This is a genomic window from Algoriphagus hitonicola (assembly GCF_900113375.1).
Taxonomy (GTDB): Bacteria; Bacteroidota; Bacteroidia; order Cytophagales; family Cyclobacteriaceae; genus Algoriphagus; species Algoriphagus hitonicola.
The window spans coordinates 137,414-153,968 of the sequence record NZ_FOPC01000001.1; the positions used below are offsets into that span (position 1 = coordinate 137,414).

Below are 16,555 nucleotides of genomic sequence, written 5' to 3' on the forward strand. Positions count from 1 at the left end.
CTCAATAATAGATGATTAATTTTAAACACAATGAAAAATTTATTTACAATTTTAATGTTCAGTGGATCTTTGCTTTTAGGATTTTCTTCAGAAGGTAAAACCTACTGTACTGTTGATGAAAATGGGAACAACCCTAATTTTTGTAGGGCAGGTGCGAATCCCGGGGACGCATATTGTTTTACATGGGGTACTGGAACGGCATGTAATGGAAATGCAACAATTAAACCCAATCCTGACGATCCAGAAATTGGTGATTAAAATGGATTAAATCAATTTCATTTTGGAAAAGGTTTATTGGGTTCAAAGCCTATTGTTTTTACTTATTATTTCCGGTTGTGGTCGGAATAACAATAGTTCCTATCAGGAATTTTCAGAGGAAAATCATCTGATTTTTTCTGATTCGTTAAAATTGTCAGAATCAGGATATTTTTCATTAATGTTAGATCAGTCCATCGGACAAACATCTAATTCAATGAGCTATTCGAGTTCGGATGATGTATTGTCAATTTTTAATATTTTGAACCATTCGCTTTATCTTTTTAATGGGGAGAATGGTAAGATTTCTTCAATAATTCCTTTGGAATTTGAAGGGCCAAATGGTGTGGGGGATTTGGGCTTGATTTCATCGCATTTGATCAAATCTCAGAAAGAGATTTATTTATACAATCAAAACATAGGAGTTTTATTTAAAATTGATTCTAGCGGTGTAATACTGAATAAAGCTCGAGTGACCGATTATAGAGATGAGGCGAATTTACCTGTACCTTATCCATCCACGATGCGGCCTTTTTACGTGAAAGGTGATTTAGTTTTCTTTCCCTGTGAAATAAACAATCGGCTTTCTGATTATTCATCATACCCAGCTGTACTACGATATGATCTTGGAAAAAAGGAAGCTAAGTCCATTATTTCTTTTTCTAGCCCATATAATGAAGCCTATTGGGGGCCTTACTATAAATATCAGCCGTCGCTAACATTTGGGCCAAAAAATAATATTTATGTGAGTTTTCCGATTGATCATACTATTTATATTATGGATTCAAATGGTGATTTTGTAGATTCAAGGTATGTCGGCTCAAAATTCATGAAAGAATTTGAACCTTATCAAGAGGATGTGGAATATTGGAAATCCGTAGATTTATCTGTGGCAGATGAGCGGGAGCGAATTCATGGATATTCGACAAGTGAATATAGATCAATTTTATATGACGAAACAAATTCTCTTTTTTATCGAATTTGTTTTATTAGGCCATCGGAGGAAGAAATATTGAATGAGGTATATGATTTTGATATTTCAATTATTATAATGGATAAAAATTTAAATAAGGTCGGTGAGTCTGTTTATCCTAGCTCGAAATATAACTTTGATATGATTTTTTTAAGGAAAGGAGAATTATTTGTTAAAAGAAATGATTTAAGTGAGAAAATAGAAAATGAAATAGTTTTTGAAATGTTAAAACCAGAAAAGTTATGATGAAAAAATTAATTGTGTTCTTTAGTATTTCCTTTTTGTTCTGTCTTTAACTAAATGCAGGAATTTGTTTAGGAGATCCGGATGAAGAAAAATTAGTTGGACATTGTCGTCCAGCTGCTAATCCAAATGATGGTAATTATTGTTATTTATCGGGTACAGGACCTCTATGTGCTTCTACATTAATTAATGGTAATGTTGTGCCTGTAGAACCTGAGATTGGAGACTAATTACTATAAAAAGGCCAGGGAAGTAATCCTGGCCTTTTTTATGTGTTTTCTATCAAATTGTGGCCACCAACTTCACGTCCAGTTTGACTTCATCGTAAATCATTTGGTCTCCTAAGTTTTCAAAGAAATTTCCTGAGCGAAACTTGATGTCATAATCGGTTCGGTCAAAAGTAAGGGCTCCGACTGCGGTAATTGTGGTGCCAGCCACAGTCACTTTTGCAGGAAAGGAAGCAGGATGACTGATTCCTTTGATGGTCAAAACTCCCGAAATCGTGTAATCCGTGCCATTACTTGTTTTAGCTTCGGTAATCTCAAAGGTGGAGGTATTGAATTTTTCTACGGAAAAGAAATCATCAGATTTCAGATGATTAGTCAGATTGCCATTGGACTTGGGATCGGTGAGGTCTTCAACTGTAAGATTGACCATGTCCATATCGAAGGTTCCTCCGGTGATTTTTTCATCCGAATAGTCCAATTCGGCATTTTTGATTGGGACATAACCCCAATGGTTACCGGTGACTTTGGAAGCTTCCCAGCGAACTTGACTTTCGGAAATAATTACTGTAGCAGGTGTGGCTAGCTCCCATATGGGGAAAATAGTGCTTGCGATAAAGATTAATGCGGCAATGATTTTCATAGGATTGAAGCGTTAGTTTGTTTGAATGATTTTTTGGGATTAAAACCCAAACATTCTAACGCATGGGTAGGTAATTGTTTGTGTTTTTATAATCAATGGTCAAGAAGGATGATAATTGAGCGAAAAAAGCAGGATAAAAGGTTTGTCTATAAAATTGAAATCATGTTTGGCAGATTTTATCTTTGTAAGAGATTCATTTTGAAAAAGTTGCCATTGGAAAATTTTTTCAAGATAATAGATGTGAATATGTCAAACTCAAGTTCCTAACAAAATCCATCCAGTCCCTGGAGAGTGCTCGGGTCTGATGTTTTCCTACCCTCCCACAAAAACGAAACAAACGGACACCGAGCGACGGTTGGTGAGCGATGTCGAACCAAGTCGAGGTGGATATTGAGAAAACTTGTGTACTGGCAGAATTCCGTATTTCCACATAAAAAAAACAATTGAGGAATATTAAAGTATGCCTTGATTTTGCTCATTTCCCAAAATATTCCCTCTTTAAGGGATGAATTTGTCACGGCTACTTCCCGCTCTTTATTTTTTCAAAAGGAAAGTTTCACAAGCCAAACTTTGGGTCTGGATTAAATTGGGCTGGGTAAAATCCATTCTGATTCAGCCGTATTTGGGATTTGGCAGCGAAAAAGAAATTTACCTTGCCGGTCGGGTATTAGTGGACAAGGGCATTACTCCCGCAAACCCCGAGGATCGATTTTGGAAGAATTTCCGCACCATGCAAAAGCGGTTTTTTACCATTGTCATCCCCGAAGTGGCTGTCTTGGCAATCTGGGAAGGAGAGCACGTTGAAGTGCAAACGGATGAGGAAGGCTATTTTGAGTTTAGAATTCACCCAAAAAACAAACCTGATCCGGCATGGCATGCCATTTCCCTCTCTCTCAAAAAGGGCTTGCTCAGGAATCAGCCCCATGTCACTGCCGAGGGACTTATTTTCATCCCCTCTTCACAGGCAGACTTTGGCGTGATTTCAGATATTGATGATACCGTGGTGCCAACCGGAGCGATGAGGCTTTGGGACATGCTGAAAACTACCTTTGCCAAAAACGCCCATTCCCGAGTTCCTTTTCCCGGAGTCTCGGCATTTTACGAAGGGCTTCACAAAGGGGCTGCAGGCATCCCCAGCAATCCGCTTTTTTATGTGTCCAGCAGTCCATGGAATCTCTATGATTTTCTGACCGAATTGATGGAAGTTCATCAGATTCCTCCCGGTCCATTGATGCTGCGAGACTTGGGATTGTCCCGGGATCAATTGATCGCAGGCAGTCATCGAGACCATAAATTGAAACAAATTCGCCATATTTTGGGTGTTTATCCCGAATTGAATTTTATCCTCATCGGGGATAGTGGCCAAGAAGACCCGGTTATTTATCGGGAAATCATCGAGGAGATGCCGGGTAGAATTTTGGCAGTTTATATTCGAAATGTGGCCAATCGAGAACTTAGACAGCTCCAAGCGGAATATCAAAAACTGGAAGTACCTTTTGTTCTGGTCCAAGACACGATGGAGGCAAGTGCTCATGCTGCGCAAAATGGCTGGATATTGGAAGCTGACAGAAGTGAGATTCAGCGTAAGAAAGTAAAGGACGAGGAGGATTAAAACCAACTTGGTATTTTCTCAAACGGGAAGCCTTAAATTTGATAAAGTTTAAAACCCAAATGACCTTTTCAAAACCGGAAAATCCGCTGATCAGTATTTTAATTCCCTTTAAAAATTCCGCTCCATGGCTCTCGGAGTGCTTGGAATCGATTCAAAGTCAAACGTTATCAGATTTTGAGGTCCTGGGAATCGATGATCATTCTGAGGATCAAAGCCGCTTGATTTTTGAAGAATTTGCCAAGAAGGATGCTCGGTTTCAAATCTTCCAAAATCCAGGAGATGGAATTATTCCTGCGCTGGAATTTGCTTTTTTTCATTCTAAAGGAAAAATGATTACTCGCATGGATGCGGATGACACCATGCCGGAGCGGAGACTGGAGCTGATGAGCAATCGCTTGAAGCGATGTGATTTGCGGACCGTGGTTACCGGGAAGGTGCTTTACTTCTCCGAGCATGAAGTAAGTCCAGGCTATCTGGATTATCAGAGTTGGCTTAATGACATCAACATGCACGGAGATCAATACGCCAATATCTATCGGGAATGTGTCATAGCCTCACCCAATTGGCTGACTTTTCGGGAGAATATCGAGTTGGTGGGTGGCTTTGGGGGGTTGAGTTATCCTGAAGATTACGATCTGGCGATCAAGTGGTATGAAAGGGGAGTGAAATTTGAAGCGATTCAGGACTTGACGCTTTATTGGCGGGAGCATCCGGGTCGAACATCCCGAAATTCGAATTCCTACAGTCAAAGAGCATTTTTTGAGCTAAAAATCAATGCTTTTTTAAACCTGGACTATCGAGGAGGCCCCTTGGTCATTTGGGGAAAGAATCCCAAATCCAAGTTGATTTCCAAAATTCTCAAAGGCAGGGGAATAGCATTTGAAATCCAGGATTTGGAAGACTATGAAAGTATCGAAAAACTGGAGAATCCCCAGCTTTTGGTGGCGGTGTATCCGCCTGAAAAGGAACGAATCGAAATCCAGAAATACCTGATGCTAATCGGGATGAAGGAAGGGACCGATTGGTGGTGGGTTTGATTCAACTAATTTCTTTAAACAAAAATACTTGCTTCTTTGAGTTCAGTGGCTAATTTGTGCAATGTCTGTTCGATTTTTTTAGCCTGTTCGAGTGAAGGATTTTTAATTCCAGATACATACTGCCTCAAAAGTCCAGGATTCATTCCTGCTTGTTGAGCCACATTAGAAATTTTTAAAAAATTAAAGCGTTGAAATAAAGCTGAAATATCAAAATGGTGCTCAAATTTGACGGCATTTGGATTTAAGTTTTCAATTTCCAGCAGCAAATTTTTGATTTTTTGTTCGAGTTCTGAAATGGTACTTCCAAAATCGGTAATCAGATTTTCTTCAAACACTACTCGGCCCCAGAGTAATTTGTCTTTGCCTCTTTCAATAATAAGCGGGATTTTTACAATTTTCATTTTTTATACTTTCTGATTTGGCTGTTTATTATTTGAGTCCTGCTTGCTTCAAAATTGAGTTTAATGTCCCAATCGGGATATCTCCGCAATGAACTGGAACAGTTATTTTTCATTTCTTTTCGGAATGGATAAGTCGAAGGTGACTTCCTTTTTGAGCTTTTATGACCCAACCTTTTTGATGAAGTAATTTGAGCAAGTCTTTTACTTTCATTTGCTAAAAGTAGCGAATTTGCTACATGTTAAAAAGATTCAAAGAGAAAATCAATGAGTTCAGGCCATCCTCAATCCAAAAAATGAAGTAAGAATAGGGTTTTTGGTGTAAGGAGGTTATTGAATGATAGTAACTTATTTTTTAAATAATTGTTTATAGCAAACTATTCAATCGTCATCGAATAGCTAATAAAGATTTATAAATATTTGAATAAATTCTTGTTCGTTTAAATTATGAAACCTAGATTACTGCCATTATTTAATCAAACTTTATTTTTATGCACAAATTACACACACACACAGCGGGTAAACTTGGTTTTCCCAAAAGCTTCTGGAATGGGGGCTTGTTCTCTTTTGGTCTTCGATTTTTAGCGTTGATCACAGTTTCCTTAATTTATTTCTCTTGTAGTGAAATAGAAGAACCACCGCAATAGATAAAAGAATTGGAAAAGATTGCAAAAAAATCCAATATCAATCTTGATGAACCCGGGTTGAATTTTGCATCAGCTTTTGCCAATGGATTGAGGAATGAAACGTTAAGGGGTTTTGTTAACGATAAGATCCAAGAACAATTTGATGGGGATTTTAATTTTCTGTATTACACAGAAAACCCAGCCCCATCGGAGGTCCAAATTCGAAGTCCATTACTTTTGAAGAGGCATTGTTCGGTAATCAAAACAATTTTAAGGTCAATAATTCAAATTTGGATTTTGATCCGCTGATGCAGGTGGCTTTGCGGGGAGCAGATGAAGATCTTAATGCAATGAATGAAATTGGGGAGGATATTCCTGTTCTTTATATCTCTCCAAATCAAGATCTTGAAGAAAATCCAATTGTTCCTGTTTTTTATGCTTCAGGCGAAATTGGGGAGTGGGATATCCAAAATGTTCCAGATAATCCGGTATTAGTTGTTAGTATGAATGAGCGACTAGTTAAAGTCAGTCGAGGACAAAATTTAAAAATTGCTTTAAACGATTGTATTGGTGAGTCGGATCCATACTTCAGTGATGAGACCGATGATTATTACTTTTATGATGATTATTATTGTGGGGGTACTTCTGGAGGCGGAGGAAGTGGAGATACAGGTGGAACTGGCGGTAATTCTGGCTGTGACCGAAACCTAAATAATAATCCTGATAAACTTGATCGTGCAAAGTTTGAGTCAATGTATTGGATGAGGCAAGCAGAAGAATGGTTAGATGGAGCACCTGAAGTATACTATATTCTTTTTACAGGATCTTCCCAAGCTAATCTTGCTCAATTACCCCCAAAAGCACTTCCTGTAGTAGATCGAAGTAAATGGAAAGATTGCGGGGTATTTACCTGTAATCCAGAATGGCTATATAATATCAATCTTGAGATGTTTAACTGGGACCTACAGTTGTATGGGCAAGCTGTTACGATTCGCTTTTATGAATATGACCCTGGGGATTCAGAGACTAGATCTTATAGTATGTCGTTCAAAGATGCTGCTGGAAATACACAAACATTGACACAAAGTACTACTGTTTCAAACAATGATTTTGATTTGTTTGGTTCTCCTGTAGATTATTGCGATGATGTTACTGGCTCTGATTTGAAAATTTATACTACAGGGAGATTTCAATTTGGTATTAAAATAGATGGGTAGATTAAAATTTATATTGATTGCCTGCCTGGCATTTTTAGCCGGGCATGCAGTTTTTTCCCAGGACCTCAAAGTAGGGTTTGGTCTGGTAGATGAGCGGGTTTCCAATGGAACCTTTATTGAAATTGATACGGTGTCGGTGTATGAGCAAACCAACTATTCTACCTCTGACCCGATGCCTTATGTTAGGTTTGATTATCCTTTTTCTGATAGATTTTCAGGGAATATAGGTTTTCAGTTTCATAAAAAAGCAATTGCTCTGGCAGTAGAATACACATCGGAAACCTGGTCAGATCCTCTTCAATCTCTTGGAAAAGGTGGGGGTACAGGGATGTATTTATTGGAATTTCCTATAGGAGGAAGTTATAAACTGATCGATAAGGAGCATTTTGACCTTATGGTTGATCTTTCAGCAGTGCCAGTATGGGTGCTTCCTGATCCTATCCCGCTAAATGTAGAACCTCAGGGAATCGATTGGACACAGGAAATAATCGATGCGCTAAATGCTGCGCAAACCATCCCGAAATCCTTTTATATGAACTATCAATATGGTTTATCAGCAGAGTACAAGCGCTTTGGGCTGACACTCTTTAGAACTGCCAATATGAACCGATCTATTAGCAATGGCTATACACTTTATGGTCAACAGTATAATTTCCCCAGGAGGACTCGATCGACGAGAATCGGCTTATATTATACTTTTGGAATGTAAAAGAAAGAAAAGAACTAGATGGTTAAAGTCAAATTCTTACTCACTGCCTGTCTGGTCTTAATTGCCGGGCAGGCCGTTTTTTCCCAGAGTTTTAAAGTGGGTTTTGGACTCGTAGATGAGCAAAGATGGTTCGCTTCTCAAATCTCTTTGGATACTTTAATAGGATATGAACAAACAAATGGATCTACAGGTTATCCTATGCCTTTTGTAAGTTACCAATATCCAGTTTCTGAAAAGATTCAACTTAATATTGGTATCCAATACCATGAATCCAGAATTGCCTTTGCTGTAGAATATACCTCTGATTCTTGGCCGGATCATATTCCTTCGATAGGTAAAGGCTGGGGTACTGCCACTCGAAATATTGAGATTCCCTTAGGTGGAAGCTATCAGCTCATTGGTTCAGAGAAGGTAAAATTATTACTTGACCTTTCCGCTGTTCCTGTTTTTGCAATTCAAGATTTTGAAAAATTGGAGATAGAGCCTCAAGGAATTGATTGGACTCAGGAGGTGATCGATGCGCTGAATGCTTCTGAGACTATCCCGAAATCCTTCTATATGAATTTTCAATATGGACTTTCTCTGGAATACAAGAGCTTTGGGCTTACTCTTTTCCGAACGAACAATATCAATCGCTCAATTAGCAATGGATATAATCTATATGGACAGGACTATACTTATCAGCGAAGAACCCAGTCAACAAGATTGGGTTTGTATTATAGATTTGAATTTAAGAAGGAAAAGGAATAATACTCCTTGTTTGAAAAAGCCTAGGAATACCTTGGGCTTTTTTTATTTATCAGGGTTCAATATCCTTTCCTCCGCCTTCTGCGTCAACACATGTTCCTTGGCGAAGGGAATACCCACAAATTCATCATTGGCCCATTTAGGGAAGAGATTTTTGTAGAACGGACTTTCCGGATTGCCGGACTGACCGGGAGTATTGATCCCGATGGTTTTTTCCCAGTCTTCGGTATCCACCACGATGCGAAAGGAAGCCCCCGAAGTATTATTGTCTCCGTAGGCATTGGCTCCCGGAGTGAAGCTGTATCCTCCCCGGGGCAAGGTTTCGGTATTGAGTTTGGCTTCCCATTCGGCATTCACCACTTCGCCTAAGGGATGACGGATTTTCGCATGTTTGTAGTCTGCCTGTCCGTATTGCCAATCTGATGGGTTTTTCCCTAGTTTTTCTTCCAAAGCTTCGATGGTTTGTTCAAAACTTTCGGCCAGGATCTGATCTCGGTTTTCGACTGGGTTTCGGTCATACATCATTTCGGGATTGTCCATCCATTCCAGTACCTGCGTCAATTGAATACTTCCCAACCAGGGTTTCGCCTCATCAGGAATCATCAATTCGGAAATGGTTCTTCGCAATATCCGCTCCCACATCACATAAACTCCTGCTGCTACCGAGTTTTTATCCAATACAAAATCCCAAGACTGTAGTACTTGATTTAAGGAATCTGCTCGTTCAGTTTCCAAGGATACATTCTTAAGAAAGGGCACCAATTTTCTTGCGGGCAAAGCCAAGTAATCGTTTTGCAAAACCCCTAATTCCTCGACGGTGAATTTTTTATCCTGACTCAGTACCTCTTTGATTCGCTCTCCTCTGAAATCATCGGCCCATTCAAAGCCTAAAGCTTCAGGGTAAGCGTAATCATCCGGTGCTACATTTTGATTGGCTGTAGCGATGAAGCCGGATTCGGGGTTTACTGCATTTGGTCGGTCGGCAATCGGGAGATAGTCCTCCCATTCGTAGCGTCCATCACCCATGGTAGCGACCAAGCCGGAGAAACCTTTTCGGATCGGTGCGATTCCTGTTGCCTGCCAGCCGATCGTTCCGTTTTTATCTGCCCAAACCATATTTTCGGCTGGAATATTATTGTACGTACAGGCATCGCGAAATTCCTCCCAAGTCGTGGACTGATCCATACGTAAACTCGCCAGATAAGGAGCTGAACCCGTTTCCAGCCAAGCACATTCCACAGCAACGGCCTTATTAAGCTCTTCATCGATAAAGGTCACGGGACCATGACGGGTGTAATAATGGGTGATAATTTCATCTTCTTGGCCTTTTACCCGGATCGTATCTTGGATGCTTTCCATTTCTAGCCATTCATCCTTGTATCGGTACTGGGATGGGTTGTCGGGATTTAGATCATAGACCCGCAAATCTTCATTATCGGTGGAGAATATGGTCAATCCCCAAGCCCCATGATCATTGTGACCGATGGAAACTCCTGGAATGACCGGTTCACCAGCACCGACCACATTCCAGCCCGGCGCATTCAGATGTACCCAGTAGCGCAAGGAAGGAATGGCCTGCAAGCGATGCGGATCATTGGCCATCATGGGAAAGCCGCTTTCAGACTTTTCCCCGGCAACCACAAAATTATTACTGCCCTGAGCAAAAGCGTCTGATTCCAAGGTGAAGTTTAATTCCTCATCCAAGTAGGCCGCAGCCTTTTCAAATTCTTCGGCTTCTCTTCGGAATTCTTCCCGAATATCCTCAGGCTGAAAGCGAACTCCCCGCCTAAAAGCCCGATAAGGCACCAAAATATCCTTCATCAGCAATTCATCCGGAATTCTCGGATCCAAATCCAAGACGGGTTCATTGGGGTGGAAATAGTAAAGTTCTTTGGCTTTTTCCGCACCGATTTGACTGACTACCCGGCTGATGTTAAGTTCATCGGTGACATTTTCGAGCAATCCTTGATGGCGGGAAATCACCACCTCCCAGGTCCAGGGCTCGGGTTGGATGCCCAGCATTTGAAACTCGATCGGAAGACTTTCTGGATTTTGTCGCGCTTCCTCGATGTAAGTGTTGATTCCGGCGACGAAGGAATCCACGATTTCCACACCGCGGGGGTGATAGTGTCGAAGTTCTGTTTCTTTGTCACCTCGAAATTTGAAAAGTCGAACGCCCCGATCTCGTTCCAGTTCCCGCTCCCCTAGAATTTCAGCCAAAGCCCCTGTTGCCTGTCTTCGCCAAAGCTCAAACTGAAATAGCCGGTCCTTGGCCGCCAAATAGCCTTGGGCAAAGAAGAGATCTTCCTCATTTTGCGCAAAAATATGATTAATCCCATTCACATCTCTGATGACCTCGACCTCCTCATTTAGCCCTTGGATGGTATTTTTGTTTTCTTGTTTCTGACAAGAAAAAAGCAGGAATGAAAATATCAGAAGAGGCGTGAAGAGTAGCGATTTTGTGTGCATAGGTGGTCAATTTGGTACGGAATATTTGATTTATCCAGCTCCTTTCCAAAGAAAATGTGATGGATGGGATGCTTTCTTGAAAAAAGAAAACCCCGGCTATTCCAACCGGGGCTCAATCAAACCAATTAAAAATATTACTACGAGAAATCTTGAAGTCCTTTTAGCCGACCTCGATTGCTTTTTTGGTTTCACTGACTTTCAGTGCGTTTTTTGGAAGGACGATTTTTAAGAGTCCATTTTCATAAGTGGCGTCGATTGCTTCTTGCCGGATATTTTCTGGTAGCGCAAATGCACGACGGATGCTGGAGTAGGAAAATTCTTTCTTGCGATAGTTTTCCTTTTCCTCTTCTTTTTTGTGCTCCTTTTCGGCTGAAATACTCAGTACACCCTCGTTGACTTCTACTTTAAAGTCCTTCTTTTCAAATCCCGGTGCCGATAGTTCGAGTTTGAATTCTTTTTCATTCTCGATCACATTGGCAGAGGGAACCTCCACGGTTTTATCCGGGAACCAAAATTTCTCCTCCCAATCAAAGGGATTTTCTGCTCCGAAGAAGTCCTGAACCATTTTGGGCCAGAAACCTCCGTTTCTTTTAGCTAAAGTGCCCATAGCTTTGTTTCGTTTTGTTAGGTTAAAGCTCCGTTTATTTTCAGGCTTTTGCTATGATAAAAGTCACAGAGTGAGCTGATTATTGTGAGATTATTCTATTTTTTATTGAAAATTAAATTAATAAAAAGAATCGACCAACCGGTTTAAAAATCACTTTGCTGATTAGTGATACAAGGAAATTTTTGAAGAGGAAATCATCCCTTTTCATGGGTTGGAAAATTGAATTTTTGATTAAAAGCGAAAAGAATTGTATTTTCCATCTAACTGAAAATATTCCGCCATGATTGATTTTTCCCGAAGAAATAGCATCAAAACCATTGGTTTAGCAGCAGGTATCACATATTTAAATCCGATGTCTTTTATACCAGCAAAAAACAAGAAGATGAAAGATAAACTTGGGGTGGCCTTGGTCGGCTTGGGGTATTACAGCACGGATCTTTTAGCTCCTGCTTTACAAATGACCAACCATTGCTACCTGGCTGGAATAGTGACGGGCACACCGGAAAAAGAGAAAATCTGGATGGACAAATATGGGATTCCGGAGAAAAACGTGTACAACTACACCAACTTTGACACGATCAAGGACAATCCGGACATCGATGTCGTGTATGTGGTTTTGCCTCCATCCATGCACCGCGAATATGTGGTGCGTGCTGCTGCCGCAAAAAAAGAGGTATGGTGCGAAAAACCCATGGCTGTCACTGCCGAGGAATGCCAATCCATGATCGATGCCTGCCAATCCAATGGGGTGAGCTTGGCCATCGGGTATCGCTGTCAGCACGAGCCAAACACGCTGGAGTATCAGCGAATTGTCAAAGAAGGTTTATTAGGCTCTGTAAACCGCGTAGAATGTGCCGCAGGCTATCGGGAAAATCGAACCAATCACTGGAAGCAAAAACGTGAAATGGGAGGAGGTGTAATTTATGACATGGGCGTCTATTCTATTCAAGGAGCTCGATTGGGATCAGATCTCGAGCCCATCGCAGTCAAATCCGCTAAAATTTGGACAGAGCGACCGGAAATTTACCAAAATGGCTTAGGTGAAATTGTAGAAGCTGAATTGGAATTTCCAGACGGAGTGACCGCTTGGATTAAAACGAGTTTTGCGGAGAATATCAACTTTTTGACTATCCACTGCGAAAAGGGAGATATTGAAATAGCACCTTTTCAGGCCTATGCCGGAATCAAGGGGAAAAGCCCACTCGGAGAGATCAATTTCCCCTATGAGGTGCCTTGGCAGCAAGCCAATCAGATGGATCAGGATGCGTTGTCCATCATGAACAATCAACCCATGAAGGTGCCCGGAGAAGAAGGAAAACGGGATATTCGAATTGTAGAGGCGATTCTGGAATCAGCGGAGACTGGAAAACGGGTTGTGATCTAGGATCAAATTTCAGGGTCCATTTTTACGATGACGTTTCCGATTTTCTTTCCCTGAGAAACATAGGAATAGGCTTCCTGGATTTCAGCCAATGAAATCACCCGATCAATCAGGGGATTGAACTGCTTTTTAAGCAGAAGTTCGCTCATTTTTGAGAGTGAACCTTTCAGGTCTTGAGGAAGGGGGAAAATCACTTTTTTATTGCTCAAAATCGGTGTGGTTAAAGCAAGGAAAATATTTTCCCAGTTGGGTCCCAATTCGGATGAAAGATAGGATCCTTTAGGATAGAGCAAGGGTTTACAAATGGTAAATCTGCTTTTTCCTACAGCATCTAAAATGGCGTGAAACTGCTCCCCACAGTCCAAAAAGTTTTCCTCCAATCCATTAATAACCCGATCTGCTCCAAGAGCTTTTACCCGATCCACCTGACCTAAGCTTACCGCGGTCACATGGATACGCTTGGCTTTGAGAAGCTGAATTGCAGCCGAACCAATTCCACCCGTTCCGCCGATAACCAAGGCTCTGTCCTCAGGTTGTAAGTCAAGTTTATTGATAAAATTGATGGCGTAATGGGCCCCTTCGATGCAGGCGGCAGCGATAACAGGATCGATTCCTTGAGGCAGTTTTTGGAGGTGTTTGAAAGCGCCGGTACAAAAATACTCCGCATGACTTCCTATCCCATTGTCTTTCATTCCCCAGACCATTTCGCCCTCGTCAAAGTCACTGACTAGATTTCCCACCTTAGTGACTTTACCGGTAAAATCGGTTCCCGGAATCGGGTTTCGGGGTTTGGGCCATCCTACAAAAAGCCGCATAATCCATGGCCAGCCGGTAAGCACTCCCAAATCTGTTCGGCTGACTGAAGTGGCGATGACTTTGATTTGAATTTCATCGGATTGAGGCTCCGGTATGGGGAGTTCTTTCAGGACGATTCCCGAAGAATCGGTGTAAGAAGTTCGGTAGACAGCTTTCATATGAAAAAGGAAAGAAATTAGACGTGCTGATCGATCAAAATGGCATTGCCATCGGGATCAAAAAATAGAATACTCCCTGGCCCGTTTGCATTTGGGTCAGTTTCTTGGGCAAGTTTGATGCCTTTGGATTGGAGTTCATTTTGGATGCTTCTGACATCATCAAAGTCTTCGACTAGTCCCGCTTCTTGATCCCAGCCGGGATTGAAAGTGAGGATGTTTTTTTCAAACATTTCATGAAAAAGGCCGATCAAGGTCTGCTCATTTTTCATGATGAGGTAGTTTTGTTTTTCGCTTCCAGCAAAAACGCTAAACCCTAGGTGTTCATAAAATTCCTTGGAGGCTTGGAGGTTTTTGACGGATAGGCTAATGGAAAAGGCGCCGAGTTTCATAAGCGTGGGGAGTTTGGGTTTTGAAATTTAAGTTATTTCAATCAAAATAAATCGTTTTCCCTTTTTTGGCACTTTCCTTGGCAGCTTCCAGTATTTCCATCACGATCAGATTGTTTTCCAAGGAATAGAGATCAAATGGTGGAAGTTTAATTTCATGGTGAATGACAGCCTTAAGTAAAAGGAATGGATCGGGATAAGGTGGATCAAGCTCGGGGAGTTCAACTGTTTTTTCTTGAAATCCATCATAGCCTTCTGCCATTCTTGTACGCAGTTGGTTGCGATCATCAGCATAGATAATGCCTTTTTCGGCATAGATTTCCATATCTTTTCTGCCGATGGGCCAGTTCCAAGAAGCTTGAATGATTAATTGCTTGTCCGGATAGTTGACGATGATCGTGGCATCATCCTCGACTTTGGGGTTATTTTGAGGCTGAAGTTGCTGGGTGATGGCGGTGACAGACAGGGGGCGCTCCCCATTGGTAAGCCAGGTCATCAGATTTGCTCCATAGCAGCCAAAGTCCATCAAAGCACCACCACCGTTGAGTTTGGGATCGGTCAGCCATTCTAAAAACTCCGGGCCGACCCCGATTTTTTTGGGACCTCGGTGCCCGTCTCGGACGATGACTTTTATTGCTTTGCCAAATTCGCCTGATTCCAAGATTTCCTTGGCTTGGTGATTGGTCGGATACCAGCTTGTTTCGTAATTGGTCAAAAGATGAATCTGATGTGTTTGGGCCAGATTTGCCATTTCTTGGGCATGTTCGAGGCTTACAGCAAGTGGCTTTTCGACCATGACGTGAATGCCTCGTGGAGCAGCGGCTTGTACGATTTTCAGGTGCTCAAAGGTATTTGCGAAGGCAGCCACAGCCTCGGGTTGGGTTTCCTCGAGCATTACTTCCAAATCCTTAAAAACCAAATCCATTGAAAACCCGTACTGCTCTGCGTATTTTTCAGCTAATTCCTGATTTGATTCGGCAATTCCCACCAACTCAAAATCACCACGATCGATGGCTGAAAGCACCCAGCCTACATGGCCGTGGGTGAGGCCAGCAACTGCTAATTTCAGTTTTTCTTCCTGTCCTAATGCAAAGGCAATGGACAAGTAAAAAAGGAAAACAAATGAGGATAGTCGTTTCTTCATGGAAAGAATACTTTTTTCAGGTTTAAGTTTGGGTGTTTTGAGGTTTCAAACTCCGAATAGCCTTCCATTTTGAGTTCAATTCCCCTAATCTCTTAAAGAATCAAGTAGTAATTTGATGTATTGATCGGTTACAGATTCTTTTTTAGACTAATCATAAATAGAAAGAAGGTAAACTATTCCCTCGTCTAATACAAAGCTGGTTATTATTCTAGCTCCTCCAGACTTTCCCTTTCCTTTACTTGCAATAGCTAATCTGATTTTGTAGCAGTTTTTAAAAATTTGAATCCCTTGATTAGGTTTTTGGGAAAGGCTGCTGGCTAATTCTTTAATCTCAAGTTTAAGTGAGGGGTATTTTTTGAGAAGTTTTTTTTATTCTCGATCAAATTCAGGTAAAGTTTTGACTTTGAAAGTCATAATTCCGAGAGGAGCTCGTCGATATCTTTTGCCTGTAATTTTCCTTTTTTTACTTCTTTCAATTCTTTATACCCTTGAGCCACACTTTTTGCAATTTTGATAGATTCTTCATCGGTTTCGGACATTGAAAAATTCACTTTCAAAGCTTCTAAAATTGCTTTAATCGTGGTTGCTTCTTCTTCGTTTTTTGGTTTGATGAGTATCGTTTCCATGTCTTAAATATACGGATAAACTCGTTAATTTTAATCCTTTGAAACTATTTATCCTTTCGCCAATAGCAGCTGAAATTCCAATGCCCCGCAGGGCTGAAATTCATCCTCAGCTAAATCCTCAAAAATCTCTTCGTCAAATTCCATTTCTGTTTTTTCGACCTTGCCATCTGGATGGACGATGAGTTCGGTTCCGGTGAAATCTTCAGGGTTCACCATCACTAAAACCTTATAATCGTCAAAAATGCGCTTAAAATACTGTGCAATCGTTTTGGCCATGATTTTCT

At 41.0% G+C, this 16,555-nt stretch carries 17 protein-coding genes and 1 pseudogene; 8 read left to right on the plus strand and 10 right to left on the minus strand.

Annotated elements, in window-relative coordinates; all coding sequences use genetic code 11:
- Positions 1 to 30 precede the first annotated feature (30 nt).
- Both BM043_RS00595 and BM043_RS00600 read left to right on the plus strand, forming a co-directional pair.
- Positions 31 to 258 (plus strand): hypothetical protein, encoded by a 228-nt coding sequence (locus BM043_RS00595; RefSeq protein ID WP_143071012.1) that lies wholly within the window; start codon positions 31 to 33, stop codon positions 256 to 258.
- Positions 259 to 280: 22 nt separating this feature from the next.
- A complete protein-coding gene (locus tag BM043_RS00600; RefSeq protein WP_177188394.1) occupies positions 281 to 1,474 on the plus strand; it encodes a DUF4221 family protein in 1,194 nt (397 codons plus the stop codon).
- A 279-nt stretch (positions 1,475 to 1,753) separates the two neighbouring features.
- Here the strand turns inward: BM043_RS00600 and BM043_RS00605 are convergent, their stop codons facing one another.
- Entirely contained in the window at positions 1,754 to 2,338 is a 585-nt protein-coding gene (locus BM043_RS00605) for a YceI family protein (RefSeq protein ID WP_092788306.1), read from the minus strand.
- 505 nt (positions 2,339 to 2,843) lie between these two features.
- On the opposite strand from BM043_RS00605, the gene BM043_RS00610 reads away from it, so the two are divergent.
- On the plus strand, positions 2,844 to 3,950 hold the full coding sequence (locus BM043_RS00610; protein ID WP_092788307.1) for an App1 family protein: 1,107 nt from the start codon (positions 2,844 to 2,846) through the stop codon (positions 3,948 to 3,950).
- 59 nt (positions 3,951 to 4,009) lie between these two features.
- A complete protein-coding gene (locus tag BM043_RS00615) occupies positions 4,010 to 4,987 on the plus strand; it encodes a glycosyltransferase family 2 protein (RefSeq protein WP_092788308.1) in 978 nt (325 codons plus the stop codon).
- A gap of 14 nt (positions 4,988 to 5,001) precedes the next feature.
- Here the strand turns inward: BM043_RS00615 and BM043_RS00620 are convergent, their stop codons facing one another.
- Both BM043_RS00620 and BM043_RS00625 read right to left on the minus strand, forming a co-directional pair.
- Entirely contained in the window at positions 5,002 to 5,388 is a 387-nt protein-coding gene (locus BM043_RS00620) for a helix-turn-helix domain-containing protein (RefSeq protein ID WP_087937557.1), read from the minus strand.
- A gap of 28 nt (positions 5,389 to 5,416) precedes the next feature.
- A pseudogene (locus BM043_RS00625) lies at positions 5,417 to 5,599 on the minus strand (type II toxin-antitoxin system HicA family toxin).
- Between the two features lie 702 nt (positions 5,600 to 6,301).
- Here BM043_RS00625 and BM043_RS00630 point away from each other — a divergent pair.
- From BM043_RS00630 to BM043_RS00640, 3 genes are read left to right on the plus strand one after another with little or no spacing between them, the layout of a single operon-like run.
- Positions 6,302 to 7,228 (plus strand): hypothetical protein, encoded by a 927-nt coding sequence (locus BM043_RS00630; RefSeq protein WP_143071013.1) that lies wholly within the window; start codon positions 6,302 to 6,304, stop codon positions 7,226 to 7,228.
- Positions 7,221 to 7,937: a hypothetical protein gene (locus BM043_RS00635; RefSeq protein ID WP_092788310.1), complete on the plus strand. Its 717-nt coding sequence runs from the start codon at positions 7,221 to 7,223 to the stop codon at positions 7,935 to 7,937. The genes BM043_RS00630 and BM043_RS00635 overlap by 8 nt, the downstream gene beginning before the upstream one ends.
- Before the next feature lie 18 nt (positions 7,938 to 7,955).
- Positions 7,956 to 8,687: a hypothetical protein gene (locus BM043_RS00640; RefSeq protein ID WP_092788311.1), complete on the plus strand. Its 732-nt coding sequence runs from the start codon at positions 7,956 to 7,958 to the stop codon at positions 8,685 to 8,687.
- Positions 8,688 to 8,729: 42 nt separating this feature from the next.
- Here the strand turns inward: BM043_RS00640 and BM043_RS00645 are convergent, their stop codons facing one another.
- Both BM043_RS00645 and BM043_RS00650 read right to left on the minus strand, forming a co-directional pair.
- Positions 8,730 to 11,153, minus strand: coding sequence for a penicillin acylase family protein (locus BM043_RS00645; protein ID WP_092788312.1), 2,424 nt, complete (start codon positions 11,151 to 11,153; stop codon positions 8,730 to 8,732).
- 160 nt (positions 11,154 to 11,313) lie between these two features.
- Positions 11,314 to 11,760, minus strand: coding sequence for an Hsp20/alpha crystallin family protein (locus tag BM043_RS00650; RefSeq protein WP_092788313.1), 447 nt, complete (start codon positions 11,758 to 11,760; stop codon positions 11,314 to 11,316).
- Between the two features lie 280 nt (positions 11,761 to 12,040).
- On the opposite strand from BM043_RS00650, the gene BM043_RS00655 reads away from it, so the two are divergent.
- Positions 12,041 to 13,144, plus strand: a complete 1,104-nt coding sequence (locus BM043_RS00655; protein WP_092788314.1) for a Gfo/Idh/MocA family protein — start codon at positions 12,041 to 12,043, stop codon at positions 13,142 to 13,144.
- Between the two features lie 2 nt (positions 13,145 to 13,146).
- Here the strand turns inward: BM043_RS00655 and BM043_RS00660 are convergent, their stop codons facing one another.
- From BM043_RS00660 to BM043_RS00685, 5 genes are all read right to left on the minus strand, one after another.
- A complete protein-coding gene (locus BM043_RS00660; protein ID WP_092788315.1) occupies positions 13,147 to 14,115 on the minus strand; it encodes an NAD(P)-dependent alcohol dehydrogenase in 969 nt (322 codons plus the stop codon).
- A gap of 17 nt (positions 14,116 to 14,132) precedes the next feature.
- Positions 14,133 to 14,504, minus strand: a complete 372-nt coding sequence (locus tag BM043_RS00665; RefSeq protein WP_092788316.1) for a VOC family protein — start codon at positions 14,502 to 14,504, stop codon at positions 14,133 to 14,135.
- Between the two features lie 37 nt (positions 14,505 to 14,541).
- Positions 14,542 to 15,645, minus strand: coding sequence for a Gfo/Idh/MocA family protein (locus tag BM043_RS00670; protein WP_092788317.1), 1,104 nt, complete (start codon positions 15,643 to 15,645; stop codon positions 14,542 to 14,544).
- Positions 15,646 to 16,055: 410 nt separating this feature from the next.
- Complete coding sequence (locus BM043_RS00680) at positions 16,056 to 16,271, minus strand: hypothetical protein (protein WP_092788318.1); 216 nt, start codon at positions 16,269 to 16,271, stop codon at positions 16,056 to 16,058.
- 48 nt (positions 16,272 to 16,319) lie between these two features.
- Complete coding sequence (locus BM043_RS00685) at positions 16,320 to 16,547, minus strand: hypothetical protein (RefSeq protein WP_092788319.1); 228 nt, start codon at positions 16,545 to 16,547, stop codon at positions 16,320 to 16,322.
- Positions 16,548 to 16,555: the final 8 nt, after the last annotated feature.

Bases quoted from the DNA above. Each gene is read 5' to 3' on its own strand.
- BM043_RS00595 (WP_143071012.1), top strand. From the start codon at position 31: ATGAAAAATTTATTTACAATTTTAATGTTCAGTGGATCTTTGCTTTTA.
- BM043_RS00605 (WP_092788306.1), bottom strand. From the start codon at position 2,338: ATGAAAATCATTGCCGCATTAATCTTTATCGCAAGCACTATTTTCCCC.
- BM043_RS00610 (WP_092788307.1), top strand. From the start codon at position 2,844: ATGAATTTGTCACGGCTACTTCCCGCTCTTTATTTTTTCAAAAGGAAA.
- BM043_RS00615 (WP_092788308.1), top strand. From the start codon at position 4,010: ATGACCTTTTCAAAACCGGAAAATCCGCTGATCAGTATTTTAATTCCC.
- BM043_RS00620 (WP_087937557.1), bottom strand. From the start codon at position 5,388: ATGAAAATTGTAAAAATCCCGCTTATTATTGAAAGAGGCAAAGACAAA.
- BM043_RS00635 (WP_092788310.1), top strand. From the start codon at position 7,221: ATGGGTAGATTAAAATTTATATTGATTGCCTGCCTGGCATTTTTAGCC.
- BM043_RS00640 (WP_092788311.1), top strand. From the start codon at position 7,956: ATGGTTAAAGTCAAATTCTTACTCACTGCCTGTCTGGTCTTAATTGCC.
- BM043_RS00645 (WP_092788312.1), bottom strand. From the start codon at position 11,153: ATGCACACAAAATCGCTACTCTTCACGCCTCTTCTGATATTTTCATTC.
- BM043_RS00650 (WP_092788313.1), bottom strand. From the start codon at position 11,760: ATGGGCACTTTAGCTAAAAGAAACGGAGGTTTCTGGCCCAAAATGGTT.
- BM043_RS00655 (WP_092788314.1), top strand. From the start codon at position 12,041: ATGATTGATTTTTCCCGAAGAAATAGCATCAAAACCATTGGTTTAGCA.
- BM043_RS00660 (WP_092788315.1), bottom strand. From the start codon at position 14,115: ATGAAAGCTGTCTACCGAACTTCTTACACCGATTCTTCGGGAATCGTC.
- BM043_RS00665 (WP_092788316.1), bottom strand. From the start codon at position 14,504: ATGAAACTCGGCGCCTTTTCCATTAGCCTATCCGTCAAAAACCTCCAA.
- BM043_RS00670 (WP_092788317.1), bottom strand. From the start codon at position 15,645: ATGAAGAAACGACTATCCTCATTTGTTTTCCTTTTTTACTTGTCCATT.
- BM043_RS00680 (WP_092788318.1), bottom strand. From the start codon at position 16,271: ATGGAAACGATACTCATCAAACCAAAAAACGAAGAAGAAGCAACCACG.
- BM043_RS00685 (WP_092788319.1), bottom strand. From the start codon at position 16,547: ATGGCCAAAACGATTGCACAGTATTTTAAGCGCATTTTTGACGATTAT.